20 protein-coding genes and 1 pseudogene are annotated in these 20444 nt (G+C 37.4%); 10 read left to right on the top strand and 11 right to left on the bottom strand.

Annotation, left to right across the window (positions count from 1 at the left end; genetic code table 11):
- The first annotated feature begins 228 nt into the window (after positions 1-228).
- The gene (locus tag EXE10_RS04205; RefSeq protein WP_130112463.1) at positions 229-903 is read left to right on the top strand and encodes a DUF2057 domain-containing protein; all 675 of its coding nucleotides are present in this window, start codon (positions 229-231) and stop codon (positions 901-903) included.
- 111 nt (positions 904-1014) lie between these two features.
- Here the strand turns inward: EXE10_RS04205 and EXE10_RS04200 are convergent, their stop codons facing one another.
- Complete coding sequence (locus EXE10_RS04200) at positions 1015-1701, bottom strand: hydrolase (RefSeq protein ID WP_130112462.1); 687 nt, start codon at positions 1699-1701, stop codon at positions 1015-1017.
- 306 nt (positions 1702-2007) lie between these two features.
- Here EXE10_RS04200 and EXE10_RS04195 point away from each other — a divergent pair, with 306 nt between their 5' ends.
- Entirely contained in the window at positions 2008-2544 is a 537-nt protein-coding gene (locus EXE10_RS04195) for a GNAT family N-acetyltransferase (protein WP_087551763.1), read from the top strand.
- Positions 2545-2692: 148 nt separating this feature from the next.
- Positions 2693-3082, top strand: a complete 390-nt coding sequence (locus EXE10_RS04190) for a hypothetical protein (protein ID WP_087551764.1) — start codon at positions 2693-2695, stop codon at positions 3080-3082.
- 44 nt (positions 3083-3126) lie between these two features.
- On the opposite strand, the gene EXE10_RS04185 is transcribed toward EXE10_RS04190, so the two are convergent.
- The 8 genes from EXE10_RS04185 to EXE10_RS04150 form a co-directional block, all read right to left on the bottom strand.
- On the bottom strand, positions 3127-3423 hold the full coding sequence (locus tag EXE10_RS04185; RefSeq protein WP_068974584.1) for a cyd operon YbgE family protein: 297 nt from the start codon (positions 3421-3423) through the stop codon (positions 3127-3129).
- A 3-nt stretch (positions 3424-3426) separates the two neighbouring features.
- The gene (gene cydX, locus EXE10_RS04180; protein WP_002120988.1) at positions 3427-3528 is read right to left on the bottom strand and encodes a cytochrome bd-I oxidase subunit CydX; all 102 of its coding nucleotides are present in this window, start codon (positions 3526-3528) and stop codon (positions 3427-3429) included.
- Positions 3529-3560: 32 nt separating this feature from the next.
- Positions 3561-4706 (bottom strand): cytochrome d ubiquinol oxidase subunit II, encoded by a 1146-nt coding sequence (gene cydB, locus EXE10_RS04175; RefSeq protein ID WP_068974585.1) that lies wholly within the window; start codon positions 4704-4706, stop codon positions 3561-3563.
- Complete coding sequence (locus EXE10_RS04170; protein ID WP_130112461.1) at positions 4703-6301, bottom strand: cytochrome ubiquinol oxidase subunit I; 1599 nt, start codon at positions 6299-6301, stop codon at positions 4703-4705. Before EXE10_RS04170 ends, cydB begins: the two co-directional genes overlap by 4 nt.
- Entirely contained in the window at positions 6301-6492 is a 192-nt protein-coding gene (gene cydP, locus EXE10_RS04165; protein WP_068974587.1) for a cytochrome oxidase putative small subunit CydP, read from the bottom strand. Before cydP ends, EXE10_RS04170 begins: the two co-directional genes overlap by 1 nt.
- A gap of 491 nt (positions 6493-6983) precedes the next feature.
- A complete protein-coding gene (locus EXE10_RS04160; protein ID WP_087551841.1) occupies positions 6984-7598 on the bottom strand; it encodes an OB-fold-containig protein in 615 nt (204 codons plus the stop codon).
- Positions 7599-7611: 13 nt separating this feature from the next.
- Positions 7612-7923, bottom strand: coding sequence for a Rieske (2Fe-2S) protein (locus EXE10_RS04155; protein WP_165382298.1), 312 nt, complete (start codon positions 7921-7923; stop codon positions 7612-7614).
- 18 nt (positions 7924-7941) lie between these two features.
- A complete protein-coding gene (locus EXE10_RS04150; RefSeq protein WP_130112460.1) occupies positions 7942-8946 on the bottom strand; it encodes an adenosine kinase in 1005 nt (334 codons plus the stop codon).
- 125 nt (positions 8947-9071) lie between these two features.
- Between EXE10_RS04150 and EXE10_RS04145 the strand changes: the two genes are divergently transcribed.
- From EXE10_RS04145 to EXE10_RS04120, 6 genes and pseudogenes are all read left to right on the top strand, one after another.
- The gene (locus EXE10_RS04145) at positions 9072-9542 is read left to right on the top strand and encodes a GNAT family N-acetyltransferase (RefSeq protein ID WP_087551768.1); all 471 of its coding nucleotides are present in this window, start codon (positions 9072-9074) and stop codon (positions 9540-9542) included.
- Between the two features lie 26 nt (positions 9543-9568).
- Positions 9569-10036, top strand: coding sequence for a nucleotide triphosphate diphosphatase NUDT15 (locus EXE10_RS04140; RefSeq protein WP_130112459.1), 468 nt, complete (start codon positions 9569-9571; stop codon positions 10034-10036).
- Positions 10037-10188: 152 nt separating this feature from the next.
- Positions 10189-10961: pseudogene (locus EXE10_RS04135) on the top strand (hypothetical protein).
- A gap of 169 nt (positions 10962-11130) precedes the next feature.
- Positions 11131-11352, top strand: a complete 222-nt coding sequence (locus EXE10_RS04130; protein ID WP_130112458.1) for a hypothetical protein — start codon at positions 11131-11133, stop codon at positions 11350-11352.
- 179 nt (positions 11353-11531) lie between these two features.
- Complete coding sequence (locus tag EXE10_RS04125) at positions 11532-14471, top strand: insulinase family protein (RefSeq protein WP_130112457.1); 2940 nt, start codon at positions 11532-11534, stop codon at positions 14469-14471.
- A gap of 34 nt (positions 14472-14505) precedes the next feature.
- Positions 14506-15654, top strand: coding sequence for a phospholipase A (locus EXE10_RS04120; RefSeq protein WP_130112456.1), 1149 nt, complete (start codon positions 14506-14508; stop codon positions 15652-15654).
- Between the two features lie 67 nt (positions 15655-15721).
- Here EXE10_RS04120 and EXE10_RS04115 read toward each other — a convergent pair whose 3' ends face one another.
- The gene (locus EXE10_RS04115; RefSeq protein WP_130112455.1) at positions 15722-17029 is read right to left on the bottom strand and encodes an MFS transporter; all 1308 of its coding nucleotides are present in this window, start codon (positions 17027-17029) and stop codon (positions 15722-15724) included.
- A gap of 656 nt (positions 17030-17685) precedes the next feature.
- Here EXE10_RS04115 and EXE10_RS04110 point away from each other — a divergent pair.
- Complete coding sequence (locus EXE10_RS04110) at positions 17686-18171, top strand: MarR family winged helix-turn-helix transcriptional regulator (protein ID WP_130112454.1); 486 nt, start codon at positions 17686-17688, stop codon at positions 18169-18171.
- A gap of 86 nt (positions 18172-18257) precedes the next feature.
- On the opposite strand, the gene EXE10_RS04105 is transcribed toward EXE10_RS04110, so the two are convergent.
- Positions 18258-20132 carry an ABC transporter ATP-binding protein gene (locus EXE10_RS04105; protein ID WP_165382982.1) on the bottom strand — a complete coding sequence of 625 codons (1875 nt, stop codon included), beginning with the start codon at positions 20130-20132 and terminating at the stop codon, positions 18258-18260.
- Positions 20133-20444: the final 312 nt, after the last annotated feature.

The raw sequence follows: 20444 nt of genomic DNA, 5'->3' as shown, positions 1-20444 counted from the left end.
AACAAATGCTGCGAGCTATTTATAATCAATCAAAAAATGCTTTGTAATGGGTAAAAATAACAAGATGACGAATAACACAGTGATTTTGCAAATAAATGTAAAATGGTTGAGTAAATTCCCTCATTTTTCTGATTCAAATAAAATCTCAACGCATTGTCATAAAACTGTCATCACTACATTGCATAGTGCAATAAATTTTTAATATTTTTGAAATAAGAGTAAAACAACATGGCATTGAAATACGGAATTGCTGCTTTGGGTTTAATGTTAAGTGGTTCAGTTTTTGCAGCAGCGACGATATCTGCGCCAGAAGAAATTGTGGTTTTAGCGGTCAATGATCAGGAAGTAAATTCGGGTCTTTTACGTAAGAAAAATGAATATAAAGTAGATGCAGGACAAGTCGCAGTAAGTGTTCGCTATCAGCAGTATTTTGAACATTTGAGTGGTGAACACGATATTATCAAATCAGGCGTCGTCACAATTACAGCGCCAGATTTGAAAGATGGACAGGCGTATAAACTCGCTCTAGTCAATGTTCCAAAACGCTTTGAAGATGCCAAGAAATATGCTGAACAACCAACGATTGCAATTTACGACAATAATAATCGTTTAGTGGTGCAACAAACTGGGGTGAATACAGAAGCTAAACCTTGGTTAGGATCTGGCGTGTTCGGTAAGGTAATTGACTTAACTTCAAGTAAAAAAACGCCAACAAATCAGCCAGCGGCAGTCTATGCGACACCTTCTGCTGTTGCAGTTTCAGCGCCAGTTGTGAGTTCTGTTGTTAAAACAAATAATGTTGTTACAAGTTCAAATTCAGCAGATCAGCAATTGATTCAAATTTGGCAGAAAGCCTCTAAAGCTGAACGTCAAAAGTTTATGTCTTGGCTCGCTGAGCAGTAAGTTATTAATACGAAGCAAGGCGGTATTTAAGGCACTTGTTAGATAAAAACCGCAATACGATTTATCGTATTGCGGTTTTTTTCATCTATATATTCGCTTTTGCTAAACTATTTATTTTGCTGCAACAGGGGCGATAATTTCATGTTTTGAAGTAGTACGTTCAGGTGCTTTATGAACCATGGTATATGCATAGTCTACGCCCATTCCGTATGCACCTGAATATTCGCGGACAATATCCATCACTTGATCATAAGTATCGCGTTTTGCCCAGTCACGTTGCCATTCAAGTAAAACTTGCTGCCAAGTTACAGGAATCACACCAGCTTGAATCATACGTTGCATTGCATAATCATGCGCTTCTTTGGTTGTACCACCTGAGGCATCTGCAACCATGTAGATTTCATAATCTGTGTCATGTAGTGCGCTTAAAGCAAAAGTTAGGTTACACACTTCAGTCCAAAGACCTGAAACAATAATTTTTTTACGGTTATTCTTCGCCAATGAATCACGGACTTTTTGGTCGTCCCAAGAGTTCATTGAGGTACGCTCTAAGAGTGGTAGATCTGGAAAAACATCTAACAGTTCAGGATAGGTATGTCCTGAGAAGCTGTCTGTTTCTACCGTCGTAATTGTGGTTGGAATATTAAAAACTTTTGCTGCTTTCGCTAAACCCACAGTATTATTTTTCAATGTTTGACGGTCAATCGACTGCACACCAAACGCCATTTGTGGTTGATGATCAATGAAAATGATCTGTGAGTTTTCAGGTGTTAATACTTCTAAAATAGACTTGTTCATGTTTTACATCCTTAAGTTAGTTCGTTCTGTTTACTAAGATATTGAAAAAATAAATGACAAACAGCATTATTTATAGAACGATATTTTATTAATTTTGAAACACTATTGATATTTTATGTGAAATAAATTGCATATTCACCAAATATTCATATACATAGTGAAGTGTGGAATAAGCAAGCTAAATATTTTCCACCTAGTCTTGAAAACCTAGATTTTTAAAAATTGTGTCGTATGAATGTGTCCTGATGATTTTATTTGCGGATAAATTTATGTTATTCATGGTTAAAATTTCAAAACGAAAATCTGATGAATCAAAAACTTGAATTTAGAATCGCGCAAATATCTGATATTCCGAAACTCGTCGAATTGGTTAATTCAGCATATCGACACAAAGATGGCAATAGTTGGACGAGTGAAGCAGATATTGTTTCTGGTGATCGAATTAATTATCAGCAATTGGAACAGTCTTTATTTCAGAAAAATTTTAAGTTATTTGTAGCTGAGTTAGATGGGAAGTTGGTGGCATGTATTGGACTGGCTTTTGATCAGGATAATGTTGAAGTGGGGACTTTTTGTATTGCACCTGAATATCAAAATCAGGGAATAGGGAAGCAAGTATTAGATTTTGCTGAAAAATATGTTATTGATTTAAAATTGCCAAATTTAAATGATTTTGTCATGTGGGTGTTGAGTGTACGGCATGAACTGATTGCGTATTATGAGCGCCGTGGTTATGTACAATCAGGTGTCATTGATGAATATCCAATAGATGCAGATGTGGGGGAGCCTATAGTGGATTTGCATTTAGTGGAGATGAGGAAGGTTTTAAATCATATATTCTGATTTATGAATAAATACACTAATGTTAACTCTTTAAATCATTGAAATATAAAGGATATAATTTAAATTAATTTTCGACTAAGAAAACAAACTAAGTTATGTCAATTCACGAATTTATGATTTCTATTTACTTAATCATAGAAGAAAGTAAATGTTGAGTTTTAAAGCTATGGAATATCGGGTCAAATTTCTTTATAACGAAAAAAATGTTGAAGAATCACTTTTTGTTGAAGTAAATGGTTTGATTTTAAATATTTTTTGTAGTGAATATAACTATATTTTTAAACCACTTGAAGTCTATGAGGTAGAGTTGGAATTTCAAATTTTTAATGAATATCAAATTGCTGAATCTAACTTACAACCACAATTTAGAAAAATTGATCAGTCATTCTCTTATGAAATGATCGGCTTATTAGAAAATGGAGTGGTAACCGTTGGTGATTTTAAAATATTTGATGAAATTTTACTAAGTGACTATGGTTATTTAGATGGAAAAAATATCAGTTGGATTGTGGATAGAATTGATTTATCGGTAAGTTAATCATAAAAAACCCTGAAATTTCAGGGTTTTTTACAAGCTTTAAATCAGGTCAAGAACCATGTGTAGTAGCCCCACAACATGAGTGGCCATGCCACATAAGGGCTGAATAACCATTTCCAAACCCAAAACTTTGGCAGAAATCCTACACCGTGTATAAACCCACCTGAAATGCCGATCATAACCATCATTAAGGCACTATGATTATAGTGACCGTTGGCATCGAGCATAGCGCCAGGGTGAAGCAATAATACACCTGCAAGTGGCAATGCCATCAAAAACGAAATGGCCATTGCAAATTTATAAGGCTTCTTTTCTTCTGTTGTCATTGCGATTTCTGTCATTTTTTATTCCTCATCCAAATCTTGATGATGTTCGATGTAAAGTGCACTTAAAACACCTGCAAAACATGCCATCAAAATCCCAAGAATCCAAGCGAAATACCACATAGCTTATTCTCCAATATTCCTATGACACAGCCTTAGTATAGGCTGTGTGAGTTGTCTTGTACGTGTTTATTAGTGATAACGCCCCACATTTTGTAGTAACACCAAGTGGTGTAGCACAAGATTAGTGGAACGAAGATACACGCAGCAACAGTCATTACAGAAAGTGTTTTTTGACTAGATACAGCATCCCACATAGTCAAGCTTGCAACAGGGTTGAGGCTTGAAGGCATAAGGAATGGGAATAATGCAAAACCAGCAGTCAGGATCGCACCAGTCACCATCAACGTAGTTCCTGTAAATGCAATACCAGCTTTTGCTTTACCTGCACCAGCAATTACGATCAACGCACCGAGAATAGCAACAATTGGAGCAAGCATTGTAATTGGATAAGCAGAATAGTTATTCATCCAACCATGGTTGCCCGTAGTTAACACTTCTTTTGCCAATGGATTCGCAGCGGCATTGGTATCAAATGGTTGTACTAATGTATAACCTTCAATACCGCCGAAGTATAACCATGCACCAGCACCGAGGAAGCAGACAAGGAATACGATACCCATGATTTGTGTTGCTTTCGCAGAGCGAGCACGCAAGTCACCATCAGTACGTAACATTAACCATGCACCGCCGTGTGCGCAAAGCATAGATAAACTCACGATACCACAGACTAAAGCAAATGGATTCAATAGGGCAAAGAAGCTACCAGTGTAATGTGAACGGACAGTCTCATCTAAAGTAAATGGTACGCCAAGGAACATATTACCGAATGCAACACCAAATACCAGTGCAGGAACAGCGCCACCTACACATAGACCCCAATCCCAAGAATTACGCCATTTGGTATTCTCAAGTTTAGAACGGTAGTCAAAGCCTACAGGTCTGAGGAACAGGGCAAACAAGACCAGTAACAGTGCCCAGTACATTCCTGAGAATGCTGTTGCATACACCATTGGCCAAGCAGCAAATAACGCACCACCTGCTGTAATAAACCAAACTTGGTTACCGTCCCAGTGTGGGGCAATCGTATTGATTGCCGCACGACGTTCATCATCCGTTTTACCTACAAATGGCATGATCGCCATAGAGCCCATATCGAAGCCATCTGTGAGGGCAAAGCCGATCAGTAGAACACCGACCAATACCCACCAAATAATTTTGAGCAGTTCATATTCGATCATGATTGAGCTCCTTCAACTTGAGAATTTTGTGCATTTTGAGCTGCTTCAAGTTTCTCGAAGTGATATTTACCAGTATGTAAAGAACTTGGACCAAGACGTGAGAATTTGATCATTAAGTACATTTCGATAATTAACAACACTGTATAGAACGCTGCCAATGCAATGATAGAACCCCATACATCGCCAGTGCTTAAGCTAGAAGCAGAGAGGTGTGTAGGTAATACCTCACCGATCGTCCAAGGTTGACGACCACCTTCAGCCACATACCAACCTGTTTGCGCAGCAATCCACGGAAGCGGTAAAGCGAATAGTGCAAACTTCAATAACCAAGGTTTTGATTCTGCATTACGTTTAGCCACAGCATAAGTTGCAAGGATGAAGAGAAGTAACATCAAGAAGCCAGAAGCAACCATCGCACGGAATGACCAGAACAAGCTCGCTACGTGAGGAATCGTATCTTTAGTCGCTGCTTTGATGTGTTCTTCAGACGCATCAGTTACATTTTCAGTATATTTTTTAAGAAGTAAGCCATAACCTAAATCTTTTTGGTTTTCTTTGAAAGAAGCCATCAGTTCAGGAGAGCGATCGCCAGCACGTAATTTTTCAAGTTCACTATAAGCCACCATACCATTACGGATACGGATCTCATGTTGAACCATTAAATCTTTAAGACCAGTTACTTCTTTGTCTGTTGAACGTGTTGCAATCAGACCCATTGCATACGGGATTTTGATCGCATAATCAGTACGCTGTTCTTCTTGGTTTGGAATACCAAATACTGTGAATGGTGCAGGCGCAGGGTGAGTTTCCCACTCTGATTCGATTGCAGCCAATTTAGTTTTTTGCACATCACCAAGTTCATAACCTGATTCATCACCAAGCAAGATTACAGATAATGTAGAGGCTAAACCGAAGATTGCAGCAATTGCGAATGAACGACGTGCAAATGGTAAGTCACGTTTTTTCAGCATGTAGTAACTAGAAATAGCCAATACGAAGATTGCACCAGTCACATAACCCGCTGAAACAGTGTGAACGAATTTAACCTGGGCAACTGGGTTGAAAATCAACGCACCGAAGTCAACCAACTCCATACGCATCGTTTCATAGTTGAACTCAGCACCGACAGGGTTTTGCATCCAACCATTGGCAACCAAAATCCACAAAGCGGACATGTTCGAGCCAAGTGCTACGAGCCAAGTGACACCTAAGTGTTGAACTTTAGAAAGGCGATCCCAGCCAAAGAAGAATAAACCAATAAAAGTAGATTCAAGGAAGAAAGCCATTAATCCTTCAATGGCAAGTGGCGCACCGAAAATATCACCAACATAGTGAGAGTAGTACGCCCAGTTTGTACCAAACTGGAATTCCATGGTTAAACCAGTGGTTACACCTAAGGCAAAGTTAATACCAAACAACTTGCCCCAGAACTTGGTCATGTCTTTATAAATTTCTTTACCAGAAATCACATAAGTGGTTTCCATAATGGCAAGAAGAAAAGCCATACCGAGAGTAAGAGGTACAAATATAAAGTGATACATCGCGGTCATTGCAAATTGGAACCGCGAAAGATCGACCACGCTTTCAGAAATCATCAACGTGTCTCCTTGATTTGGGAAGGACTGCCGGCAATACGCTCAGCAACTTGGTTATCAAAATCTTTGGGAATCGTCGGCGCATCAAACCAGATATGTTTGATTGTCATTAAAAGAACAATCTTAATTATTAAAATGACTGCTATTTCTCTAACAAGACGACGATTTAAATCGAGGGATTTTAAGCTCATGATTTAAGCCTATTATTTAATTACTTCTATATTATTAAACAAATCACAACAAAAAATAAATAGATAAAACAATTAAAATAAAAATATATTATTAAGTATTGTAAAAACAATTATTTACATTGGTTGTTTGTTGAAAAATATACTAAAAATTTATCATTATAAAGTTGATTAAAATAGTTAGAATTAATAAAAATAAAACCAACTAAAATAGTATTGTTTAGTTTTTTTAAACCAACTAAATTGGTTTGAATTAATTTTTAAGTTGTTAAGTGTGATTTGTTTTGCAAAATAAACCAAGTTAAATAGTTGGTTTAATATAGGCTTTATTCATACTAAATATAATAGAAGTTAAATTTATAATTGCTGTGGTTTATTGATGAGAAATGCAGATAAGAAACTTTTAAAAGTTGATTGATTATAAATAGCCTAAGCAAAATAAGCCTATGATATTTTTTAAGTTTAGGAACTTGCAGTGATGCAAAATAAACTGTTTAGAATTGATCAGCACTAAATAAATCATTGCAAATCGAGATTTTTTTTGCGATATAGTGTGATTTTCGAAATCGAATTAAAATAATTTGAGATTGGAACTCTAGTTCGCCAAACTCAGGTTCAACCTGAACATAGTGTAATTGTCCAAACTCATCACGGACACGCGCTTGAGCAGAAAATCCAGGGCGTGCGTTACCACTAGAAACGGTTGCTAAACGTCCAAGTAAATTAACTTTATTTTCAGTGATTTTGGGTTTGATGACTTGATCCAAACAATGGATCATAAACACAGTAAAAAAAATGCCAATAATAAAAGCGGGGAGGACGACATAGTACCAGGGGGCAAACATTTGTTTGCTCGCAAAGATAGTCAGCTGTAAAAAATAACCTGCAAAACTAAAATTAAGCAATAAAAAAACAAAGATGAGGACTTTGGAAAATTTTACTTGTAATAGAGGGGAGTTGATCAACCATTCTGGGGAGATTCGTTTTAAAAATGAGCTTGGTCGTAAACCAATGTAGTTGCCAAAAGTTTCTGCCATGCTGAGCAAAATCAATGCCAGTACGCTGAAATGAAATGGCATCAAATCAGCTTCCAAGAAAAAATTCAGCATGGCAGTTTGCATATTATTCGCCTTCGATGTAAATACCACCATCAGAATGAACGGTAATGTTTACTTTTTCGAGTTTGTCGCCTAAGCATGGCCCAGAAATGCATTCACCCGTTTCAACATCAAACAATGCACCGTGTGTTGAGCATTGAATATATTCGCCATCTTGATCTAGAAACTGATTTTCTAAAAACTCAAGTTCAGTTTGCAAGTGCGGGCAGACATTTTGATAGGCATAGAATGCACCATCACGTTGAGTGATGAAAATCGTATCACCTGTCATGGTATCGAAGGCACGTGCTTTACGTTCTTCGATTTCTTCTGTCATTGCAATTTTTTCAGACATTTATGCACATTCCTTTTTGAAAGTTTCGAGTAGATTGGCATAATCGGTGACATCTAAACGAGGACCAAATTGAGAAACGACTTCACTTGAAATAAGAATAGCAAGTTGGGCAGCAGTTTGTAAATTTTCACCATTATTCAAGGCATATAAGAAAGCGCCTGCAAAAGCATCGCCCGCACCGTTGGCATCGATAGCAACGACTTTGCGACCTTGAACATGGAAATGGTTGTTTTGATTAGAAACTAAAGCACCTTTTTCACTCAGAGTAATGACAACTTCATTGCTCAGTTGTTTTAATTTTTCCAATGCAGCTTCTACAGAATCAGTTTCTGTATACATCATGGCTTCTTGTTCATTACAGAAAATTAGATCTACGCCATCATCCAGTAATTCATTTAAACCCTGACGTGCATATTGCACCATGGCAGGATCAGATAAAGTTAATGCGATTTTCACATTGTGTTCACGTGCGATTTGACGTGCTTGTTTTACTGCTAAACGTGCTGAATCACTTGTAGACAAATAACCTTCGATATACAGCCATTTTGCAGTTTTAAGTGGTTCAAAATCCATTTGCACATCAGACAACTCAGCTGTAATACCGAGATAGGTATGCATGGTGCGTTCTGAGTCTTCACTGACAAGAACCATACAGGTACCAGTCACACCTTCACTGATTGATTTTGCAGAGGTTTGAATGCCAGCTTCATTTAAACCGTCTAGATAGATTTTACCTAAATCATCATTACCAACACGGCATGCATAGAAAGCTGAAGCACCGAGTGCGCCAAATGCAACCGCAGTATTGGCTGCTGAACCGCCAGAAGCCTGACCTTTATAATTTTGACTTGCTTGTAAATTATTATAAAGTTGCGCTTGAGTTTCACCATCAGTCAGTTGCATAGTGCCTTTTTGCAAATTTTGTTCAGCTAAAAAGTCATCTGATACTTTAAATTCTTGGTCAATTAGTGCATTACCAATTGCAAAAAGGTCAACTGTCGCCATGTTTGTATTCACATCAATGTTAAAAACACAAAGTTTACACGAATGCTCTGCTTTACAGTAGTTTGTTGAAAAAAATTCAATTACATTTGTTGTAGAACAATTTTGGGGAAAATAGATTAGGTATTATGGAAATTTTAATTCAACAAGCAGAACAGTTACCTGAGAATATTCAAGATTTAGTGGTTGCCTCAAAAAAAGAAGGCTTTGAAATGATTCAGCGTTTGGTTGATGAATATGAACAGGGCACGAATCGTTTTGACCGTAAGGGTGAATTTCTATTGACTGCTTATGTCGGCAATAAACTAGTCGGTTGTGGCGGTTTAAATATTCAATTTAGTGAAGATGCTGAAACCAATCAAAACCCAAGTACGCAACGTAAGATTGGACGTGTACGTCGTTTTTATGTTTTACCTGAATATCGCCGTGAAGGAGTGGCAAAGCGTTTATTACAAGAGTTAGAGAAAAGAGCCAAGCCACAATTTTCAGCTTTGTGTTTACATACAGACATTAATCACGCTGTTCAGTTTTATACCAAACAAAATTATGTCTTTGTAGAACATCACCCGAGTTATAACTATTTTAAATACTTGGTTTAGTGTCGTAACGTAGAGGGTTTTCTTGGATGTCTGAATTGAAAATATCTACGCCAATTGTGGGCGTAGGTGTGATGGTGATTGATTGTGAAAATCGTGTGCTACTCGGTCATCGCATCAAAACAGGTGAAACACCGACATGGTGTTTCGCAGGTGGAAAAATTGAAGCACATGAAAGTTTAGAGGAATCAGCTTCAAGAGAGTTATTTGAAGAAACCAATTTAAAGATTGATCATTCACAGTTAAAGCCTTTTGTCGTGATGTTAAATCATGAGAATCATCGAGTGAATATGACAACTGGGCTGTTTGTTCAATTAACTTCGGATGATATAAAACAGCATTTAAAAATCACTGAACCGCATATCTTTGAATCTTGGAAGTGGTTCAGTTTAGATGAGCTACCAATGAATTTATTTGCTGAAACGGAAGTCATGCTTCAGTTTTGGAAGAAGCAAAATATAAATTCTAATTTTTCAGTTTATCCAATCACTTTGTAAAATAGCCTAAGTAGCTCTTATTTTGATGAGATTTCATTCGCATTCTTTTTCTAAAATATCTGTGAATTATTTGTGAATGTGTTCACGGTTTAACATTATTTTAAGTCTGATTACTAAATATAGCTTCATTGAAATAAAAGCTGACTTAAGCCATGAAGCAAGAAGATTTAAGTGAATTGATGTCTAAAGTACCTCAAGTAACTTTGTTGTTTTGGATCACTAAAATATTTGCCACGACATTTGGTGAAACAGCCGGTGATGCTGTATCAATGTCACTGAATTTGGGCTACCTACTCAGTACTTTTATTTTTGCCTTTGTATTTATTGCTTTTGTCTTTTTTCAGATTCGTGCCAAAAGCTATCATTCGTATTTGTATTGGTTCCGATTATTGCAAGTACCACCGTGGGGACAACACTGGCAGATTTTGTCGATCGTTCTTTGGGCATAGGTTACTTAGGAGGCAGTACTTTATTACTGAGTCTTGTACTCTTATCGCTTTATAGTTGGTATAAAGTTGAAGGTTCTATTTCTCCACATATACAGAAACCTCGTGCAGAGCTCTTTTATTGGATCACCATTACATTCTCACAAACACTCGGTACAGCATTGGGAGATTGGTCATCGGATACAGCAGGGTTGGGCTATACGGGTGGAATAATGCTGTATGTGGTGCTGTTGTTGATCGTAATTGGACTGTATTTATTTACTAAAACATCAAGAGTAATACTGTTTTGGACGGCTTTTGTATTGACACGGCCTTTGGGTGCGGTGGTAGGCGATTTCTTGGACAAACCGATTGATCATGGTGGTTTAGCATTGAGCCGATTTGCTGCTTCAGCCGTTTTGATGGTCGCAATTTTGCTCTGTATTTTTATTGCCAATCGAATGAATGGGCAAAAACGTTTAGAAAGTAAGATGAGTTAAATTTTAACATGCTGTAAGAACCTCGTTTGATAGTGATGGTCACTAATTTTGACCATCACTTTTTTTATTGCCAAATTTTTGTTGAGCAGTTATTCAAGTTACAAAATTGAGTTTTATCATTGCCATGAGCATGCTAAAGATGAACTTTTCATAATAAAAGAATCTACACATGACAAATCAGGATGAAATTTTAGCGCGTTTGAGTGAAGATGAATTATTTGAAGTTGCTGAATATGGCATTCAAGCTCGGATTGAGCTACGACTAAGAGGCAAAGTGAATGATGATCCACAGTTTTTGTATGATGCCTTAGATGCTATCGAAGACATGGATGTCGAACAGTTAAAAGCATGTATTCGTGAACATACAGCAAAATTTGATCAAGAAAAGTAATCGATTGATCTTGGATAAGCTTGATTTGACTCAAACACATAAATTTGAACAATTTTTCTACATTATTAATCGCTAAATCCAACTGTTTAGATCTGAATTAATGATAGGAATAAATCGCATTTATCTGAGTTTGCGTTATAATTGAGGATAGTTATAAATATTGAATATTTGGAGATCGCATGACTGTAGATGTCACTGAAACCTTAGCCCAAACTGTACATCCTGCGTTTCAGCTGGTACGTCAACACCATGTAGAAGCTTTAGACATTTTAGTGTCTGAATATAAACATAAAGTGACTGGTGCAATGCACTACCATTTAGCAACTGATCATGACGAAAATGTCTTTTTAGTTGCATTCCGTACTCAGCCGATGGATTCCAAAGGTGAGGCACATATTCTTGAACATACAGCACTATGTGGTTCAGAAAAATTCCCAGTCCGTGACCCATTCTTTCTGATGATTCGTCGTTCGTTAAACACATTTATGAATGCGTTTACTGCGGCAGATTGGACAGCCTATCCATTTGCAACCCAAAACAAAAAAGATTTTCAAAATCTACTAGAAGTCTATATGGATGCAGCATTTGCAGCCAATTTAAATCCTTTGGATTTTGCCCAAGAAGGCATTCGTATTGAGCTTGAAAATGGCGAACCTGTTTATAAAGGTGTAGTTTTCAATGAAATGAAAGGGGCAATGAGCTCTCCTTCAGATCAGCTTTATCATCAGTTGGCGCATCATTTATTCCCGAAAACGACTTATCACTACAATTCAGGTGGTGACCCTAAAGATATTCCAGACTTAACTTACGATGAGTTAGTGGCTTTCTATAAATCACATTATCATCCAAGTAATGCAATTTTTATGACTTTTGGTGATGAGCCTGCATATAAATTGCAAGAACAGTTTGAAAAATTAGCACTGTCTAAGTTTGGCAAAGGCGAAACCATTTATTCTAAAGAAGAGCAACGTTTAACAGCACCAATCGAAGTTGAAGAAACTTATGCAGTCGATGCGGAAGATCTAAAAGATAAAACTTATCATATTCTTTCTTGGTTATTGCCAAAAACGAGTGATGTCAAATTACGTTTAGGCATGCGTTTGGTTGAAGGTATTTTGCTGGAAAACTCAGCCTCACCATTACGTCATTATTTAGAAACATGTGGTTATGCGCAGTCTACAGGTCCAATCATGGGCGTAGATGATTCTAATTATGAAATGACTTTCTATTGTGGCGTACAAGGTTCAAACCCTGAACATGCTGAAACGTTTAAAAATGGCGTACTCAATATTCTCAAAGATGTGGCATCTAAACCTGTAGACCAAGACATGGTGGATGCGATTTTACATCAAATCGAATTACATCAACGCGAGATTGGCGGCGATGGTACACCTTACGGCTTAACTTTGATTCTGAATGGTTTGGGTAGCGCAATTCATCATAATGACCCAATTGAAACTTGGGATGTGGACACAGCGATTGCCAATGTCAAAGAAGAGCTCAAAGATCCAATGTGGTTGTCGAATTTGATTCAAACGCATTTATTGGATAATCCACATCGTGTACAAATGACATTGGTACCAGATGCGACCAAGTCTGCCAAAGAAGCCGAAGACGAAAAAGCACGTTTGGCGAAGATTGGCGCAACATTAACAGAGGCAGATAAAGCTGAAATTAATGCACAAACTGAAGCCCTAAAAATTCGTCAAGAAACTCCTGATGATTTGAACTTATTGCCAAAAGTTGGCTTGGAAGATATTCCTGCTGAACTTGCAATTGTGCAAGGGCAACTGCGTGAAGTGATTTCTAATGGTATTGATATGCCGTTGAACTTATATCATGCAGGAACCAATGGAATTTACTATCAACAAGTTTTGATTCAAATTCCACAGCAAATTGTTCAATCTCCATACTTCAATTTATTATCAATCCTAATGGGTGAAGTCGGTGCAGGCGAATACGACTATTTAACTTTCCAACAACTGCAAACCGCGGTGAGCGGTGGCTTGGGCATGGGTGCATCAATGCGCTCTAAAACCGATGATAAAGGTCAAATCAGTGCATGGTTAACCTTAACCACCAAATCACTGACTAATAAATTTGATGCGATTCAATTGCTGAAATTGGCATTTGAAAAATTACGTTTCGATGAAAAAGACCGTATCGTTGAGTTATTGCAACAACGTAAAACGCGTTGGGCTTCACGTTTATCAGGTTCTGGTCATAGCTATGCGATGCAAATTGCTTCTCGTAATATGAGTGCATTGGCGAAACGTGATTATGATAATACAGGTTTAGGTGCTTTAAATTGGTTAGGTGATTTAGTCAGCAAAATCGAGAAAGATGAAGCTGCTTATGATGCCTTGATTGATGAATTAAAAGCGATTCATCGTGGCTTGATGCTTGCACCGAAACAATTCTTATTGGTCTGTGAGGAACATCATTCAGAACGTTTAGTTGAAGAAATACAAAACGTTTGGGATAAATTAGCAGTTGATCAGTCTCCTGTTTATTTAACAGAAGTTGAACCTGAGAGCGGTAACCTAGATCAAGCATGGTTGATCCAAGCCAATGTACAATTCTGTGCATCTGCTTACCAAGCGGTGGATGTTGCACATCCTGATGCTGCACCGTTGATGGTGTTGGCAGGCTATTTGCGTAATGGTTTCTTACATAGCGCGATTCGTGAAAAAGGTGGTGCATATGGTGGTGGCGCAAGCTACGATGGTAATGCATGTTCATTCCGTTTCTATAGTTACCGCGATCCACGTTTAGCTGAAACTTTCGCTGACTTTGAAGCCAGTCTGGATTGGTTGTTGAATAAAGAACAACAAGCTTATCAACTTGAAGAAGCAATTTTAGGTTTGGTTTCAAGTATGGATAAACCTGGTTCGCCAGCGGGTGAGGCGATTACTGCTTGTTATTCATTGCTTCATGGACGGACACCTGCGTTTAGAAAGCAATTACGTGAGCGCTTACTTAGCGTTACACTCGATGACCTTAAACGTGTGACACAAACCTATTTGCTTGAACAGAAACCTGTAAGAGCTGTGGTTGCTCCAGTAGCGAAAAAAGAAACTTTGGAACAATTAGGGTTTGAAATAAAAAAAGTGAATTAAGTCAATTCTCAATAATTTCGTTTCGGAGAAATTTATGACGTTCAAAAATTTTGAACGTACACCATTAAATCTGAGCATCTCGATGATGCTCAGTTTTGGTTTAGTGGGTACAGCTCAAGCTGAAGATAGCAATCAAGTTGCACCTGCAAGTACGCAAGCATGTGTTGCTTTAGAGTCGAGTTCAGATCGTTTAGCATGTTATGACAAGCTATTTAAAACAACGACGGCACCTACACCTGTACTTGTATCAGAACAACGTGCAGCACAAGATATAGAAGTCGCCAAAGTTGAACCGACGACATTAAAAGAAAAAATTAGCCAAAAAGCAGAAATTCTTTTCGCAGTACATGATGATAAAATTAATCCAAATAGTTCTTTATTGGATCGACGTTGGGAGTTGGCGCAAGACAGTAAATTGGGTACATGGAATATTCGTGCACATCAACCTGTTTATTTGCTTCCTGCATTTTGGACGAGTGAAAAGAATGAATTACCACATAGTCCAAATCCAGACAATACAGAGACAGAACAGCAAAATTTAAAGTCGATGGAAGCAAAATTCCAAATATCTTTGAAAACTAAGGCTGCTGAGAATCTGTTTGGAAGTAATGGTGATGTATGGTTAGGCTATACACAGTCTTCTCGTTGGCAGGTATACAATAGTGAGGAATCAAGACCATTCCGCGAAACCAATTATGAGCCTGAAGCCAGTTTAATGTTCCATACCAATTATAATGTATTGGGTTTAAATGGTCGCTTATTTGGTGTGACTTTGAATCACCAATCCAATGGTCGTTCAGATCCATTATCACGTAGTTGGAACCGTGTGATTTTTAATCTAGGTTTTGAGAAAGATAATTTTGCTTTGATGCTACGCCCTTGGTATCGCATTGAAGAAGATTTTAAAGACGATAATAACCCTGATATTAAAAACTATATCGGACGTGGTGATTTAACTGCATTTTATCGTTGGAAAGAAAATGAATTTTCTTTAATGCTACGTCATTCTTTAAAAGGCGGTGACGATTCGCATGGTGCGGCTCAGTTTGATTGGGCATTTCCAATTAAAGGCAACTTACGTGGTCATTTCCAATTGTTTGATGGTTATGGTGAAAGCTTGATTGATTATAATCACCGTGCGACCTATGTGGGGCTCGGTGTATCGTTAATGAATTGGTATTAATTGATTTTACCGACAATAAAAAAGCTCCTAGAAAGGAGCTTTTTTATTGATTCTAAATAATTTTTAACTAAGCAGCTGCTTTATCGTGATTAATAAATGCTAAACCAATAGCACCAATGATACCTGCTGCCGCAATGACCATAAAGTTTTGTTCTAAAGGTAAATTAAGCGCAACGATATAGCCGATGATGAGTGGTGCCATAATTGCACCTAAGCGACCAATACCACCCGCCATACCAATACCAGTCGAACGAATATTGCTTGGATAGAATTGTCCACAATAGGCATAAGCGACAATTTGAGCACCCGTAGAACATGCACCTACAGCCGCAATAATAAAGTACAGGGCAGTTTGAGAGTTATCAAAGGTCATCATGTATAAGAACACGCCACCTAAGAAGTACATTGTGACCAATACCCATTTGATATGGAAGCGATCTGCCAACCAACCGCCAACTGCACAACCTATCACAGCGCCGACGTTCAGTGCGATCACAAAGCTCAGTGCAGAACCCAAGCTATAACCTGAAAGTGCCATGAGTTTAGTGAGCCAAGTACTGAGCGAATAAATCATGAATAACCCGGTGAAGAAGGCAACCCAAAACATCACGGAACTCAGTAAACGACCATCACTAAACAGTTGCGCAACTGGAACAGATTCAACTTTCACTGCTTCTGGGAATTTAAGCGTCGTAGAATTGTTAATGACTAAACTCGGCTCAATTTTTTGAATAATCTCATTGAGTTGAGCCATATCTTTTTTCTTCTCTAAATACGTCATGGACTCAGGAAGAAATTTTAAAATGAAAGGAATGATAAATACTGGAACACCCGCGGCAAAAAATACAATTTGCCAGCCATATTCGACAATAAATTGCTTACCCAAAGCTGCCGCTAAAATACCGCCAACTGCATAGCCAGAGAACATCATGGTGGTCATTAAGCTACGAATTTTCTTCGGCGCATATTCTGTCATGTGTGCGACAATATTGGGCATCACGCCACCGATCCCTAGACCTGCAATAAAGCGCAATACGCTAAAGCTGACTGGATCTTTGCACAAACCTGCTGCAGCAGTGAAAACACTGAATAAGAATACACAGATTGAAATCGTCCAACGACGACCAATTTTTTCCGATAATCCCCCAAAGAAAATCGCACCAAACATCATACCAAACAGCGCAGAGCTTGCCATAAAGCCTGCAGTAGATGCAGTAACGTTCATTTGTTCCATGATGGAAGGAATTGCAGCCCCAGCCACAGCAATGTCATAACCATCAATGACGATAATTAAAAAACACCAAAATAATACTTTCAGATGAAATTTATTGAGTTTGGCTTCATCAACCGTTTTCTGTACATCAATGTACTGCATAAGTACTCCATACTTATTAATTATGTCAAACCATTGGTATAAATTTATAACGCTATTGACACTTTTTAGAGAATAACTTCATGTCATTCGATATTTTTGTCATCGTGGATTGCGTGTAAAATGTACTCTACGAATATATAAAAAAATAAAATAATGTCAATATATTGATATATATTTTAAATATATAATTATAAAAGCTATAAATATCATTAATTTGTGTTTTTAAAAATGAATTAAAAATTAAACAATTCGACTAAGGTATGAAATTTTCATTTGGTTACTATCATCGAATTTAAGAAATATTTAAAAACTAAATTTAGATTGGGTGAGTAATAGTTTTTAATTTAATGTAAATATATTGTCATTAGTATGGTTATTTTAGTTTCATGTTTTTTGCTTAAATATCGAATGAAGAGATTCTTTATTGTGCTTTTTAAATATATTGGAATATTTATATGGCTGATTTTCATACTGGATTGTGGGTGTCATAAACATCTGAATTGATAGAAATTTGTGTTTAAAGCAGGGTAAAGGTGTTTTTCAGTCTATAAATATGTTAAAAACATTAAGCTTTTGGATATGTTTTAGAGAAATTGCTTATAAGGATATTTTTCTCTAATAACAATAAATGATAAAGACAGTTTGGATCTTGTGTAATGTCAAATGAACAGATTAGCACGCATGATGCTAATTTATATGCCATCAATAACCGTTTAACCTTTAGATTATTTCAATTGGGTAATACGCTTGACCGTATGAGTAGTAAAGAACTTGGTGTTTCTCCTGTGCATTGGGCGGTATTGGGCGCTTTGTCTAGAGAGCAAGTTCGTGAGGGAATGTCGTTTTCTGATCTCACTGAATATTTAGGTGTAAGTCGTCAAAACTTAGATGGTGTGTTAAAGCGTTTAGAACGTGACCAGCATGTCGTCAGATTTGCAGATCAAGTCGATCGCCGTGCCAAGAAAGTGATGATGACAGAAGATGGACGGATTTTTTGGGATCAACTTGAGCTAAAAATATATGAGTACTACCGTCAAGCAATGGATGGTTTTGCTTTTGATGATAAAGTAACTTTTGTGCATTTCTTAAATAAGTTAAATAAAGGTATGCAAGCTGTGAAATTAGAAGCGAATAAAAAATAGATTTTATAAGCTCTTATCCAATATATTTTCACTCAATAAAAAAGCCATGCGAAATAGAGCATGGCTTTTTTTGGTTATTCAGATAGTTATTTTATAGGTGCTTCATCTTCCTCATCGGATTCAGCTTTTTTAAGTTCAGGTTCAACCAAAAAGCCCCCCGTTTGTCGTTGCCATAATTGTGCATAAATACCATTCTGTGCGATCAATTCCTCATGTGTACCTTGTTCAGCAATATGACCTTGATCTAACACAATTAAGCGATCCATTTGTGCAATGGTTGATAGACGGTGAGCAATCGCAATGACGGTTTTGTTTTCCATCAACTCATCTAAGCTTGATTGAATTGCTGCTTCAACTTCAGAATCGAGTGCACTGGTTGCCTCGTCTAAAATTAAAATTGGTGCGTCTTTTAAAAATACACGGGCAATGGCAATACGTTGACGTTGACCACCTGAGAGTTTAACACCACGTTCGCCCACATAAGCATCAAAGCCAGTGCGACCACGTAAGTCAGACAGTTGAGGAATAAACTCATCTGCTTTGGCTTTGCGTACAGCTTCTAACATTTCGTCATCAGTGGCATCCGGACGACCGTATTTGATATTTTCAGCCACAGTACGATGCAACAAAGACGTATCTTGAGTCACGAGGGCAATGCTTTTTCTTAAACTGTCTTGCGTGACATTTTCAATATTCTGTTGGTCAATGCTGATTTTTCCAGAATTGATGGTGTAGAAATGCAATAGCAATTGAATGAGCGTGGATTTACCTGCACCTGAGCGCCCGACAATCCCGATTTTTTCACCTGCTTTAATGTTTAAATTAAAGTGATCAATGACATTTTTGCTGTTATAGGCAAAAGTCACATTATCAAATTGAATGTTTCCTTGAGAAACTACCAGAGGTTTAGCATCTTCTTTGTCTTGAATATTAATCGGACGACCAAGTGTTTGCATACCATCTTGAATTGTACCGACATTTTCAAATAATTGAGAGGTTTGCCACATCATAAACTCAGCCATACTGTTGAGTTTTAAAATCATTGCTGTGGTTGCTGCAATCACACCAATCGCCGCTTGACCTTGTAGCCATAGATAAACTGCTGTACCTAAAACACCTACAAAAAGCACAATAGTAAGTAAGTTAATGCAAATTTCATAAGATGTACCTAAGCGCATCTGCTTAAACACCGTGCGCATAAAATCTTGCATGGATTCTTTAGCATACTGGCTTTCACGACCTGCATGTGCGAACAGTTTTACGGTTTGAATGTTGGTATAGGCGTCGGTTACACGTCCGGTCATCACGGCGCGTGCATCTGCTTGCTCCTTCGAGATTTTCCCTAGTTTAGGAATAAAGTACCACGCAGCAAGAATAAAAAGTGCAAACCAGAGTAATAGTGGGATGAGAAGAATAGGGGATACCGCACCAAGTACGACGCTGATTGTAATAAAGTAAATGATTACATAGGTAACAATATCACCAAGTATTACCCAAAACTCACGTACAGCAAGTGCTGTTTGCATCACTTTGGCAGACAAACGCCCTGCAAAATCATTATGGAAGAAGTCTAAGCCTTGTCTAAGCAATAAATTGTGGAATCTCCAACGCAGACGCATTGGGAAACTACTGTATAAAATCTGATGACGAACGATTGATTGCATACTCGCAAAGAAAATATTGGCGAATAATATACTGGTGAGTATGATTAAATTTTCACGATGGTTTTGGAGAAAATTCTCTGGTTTTGATTGGGTGAGCCAATCCACTAAATGACCAATTTGTGAGAAAAATAAAGCCTCAAAACTTGCGGTAGCTGCTGTAAATAAAATTAAAATCAGTAAATAACGTTTGACCCCAGTCGCAGCTTGCCAGACAAAAGGGAAGAATTTAGTTGGTAATGGTTCATTTAAACCTTTCGATGGATAGGGATCGACGCGTTTTTCAAACCACTGTAGCAACATGGAATCCTCGTAACTTTTTTAGATTGATTTGGATTTAAAAGAGATAAATAAAATTCACTAGCACTGAAAGTATGAAGTGTACTGAATCAGTCTAAATAGATGTGTCGGTGAGCATGATACATTGTATAGATTTAGCTAAAATTACACCAGCTATTTATATCGAAAAAAAACGATTTAATGTTTTTGTGTATATAGTATTTTGATTTAAAAAATTTTATTTTATAGGCTGCTTAATTGAATTTAGTTTAAGCAACCCATTTTTGCCTTTCAATTTTTAATTAATATACGCGAATCTCAACTTTTTAACTC

This window comes from Acinetobacter sp. WCHAc060033, assembly GCF_004209125.1.
Taxonomy (GTDB): Bacteria; Pseudomonadota; Gammaproteobacteria; order Pseudomonadales; family Moraxellaceae; genus Acinetobacter; species Acinetobacter wuhouensis.
Note: the sequence above shows the minus strand (reverse complement) of the source record. Positions and strands in the feature narration are given on the sequence as shown.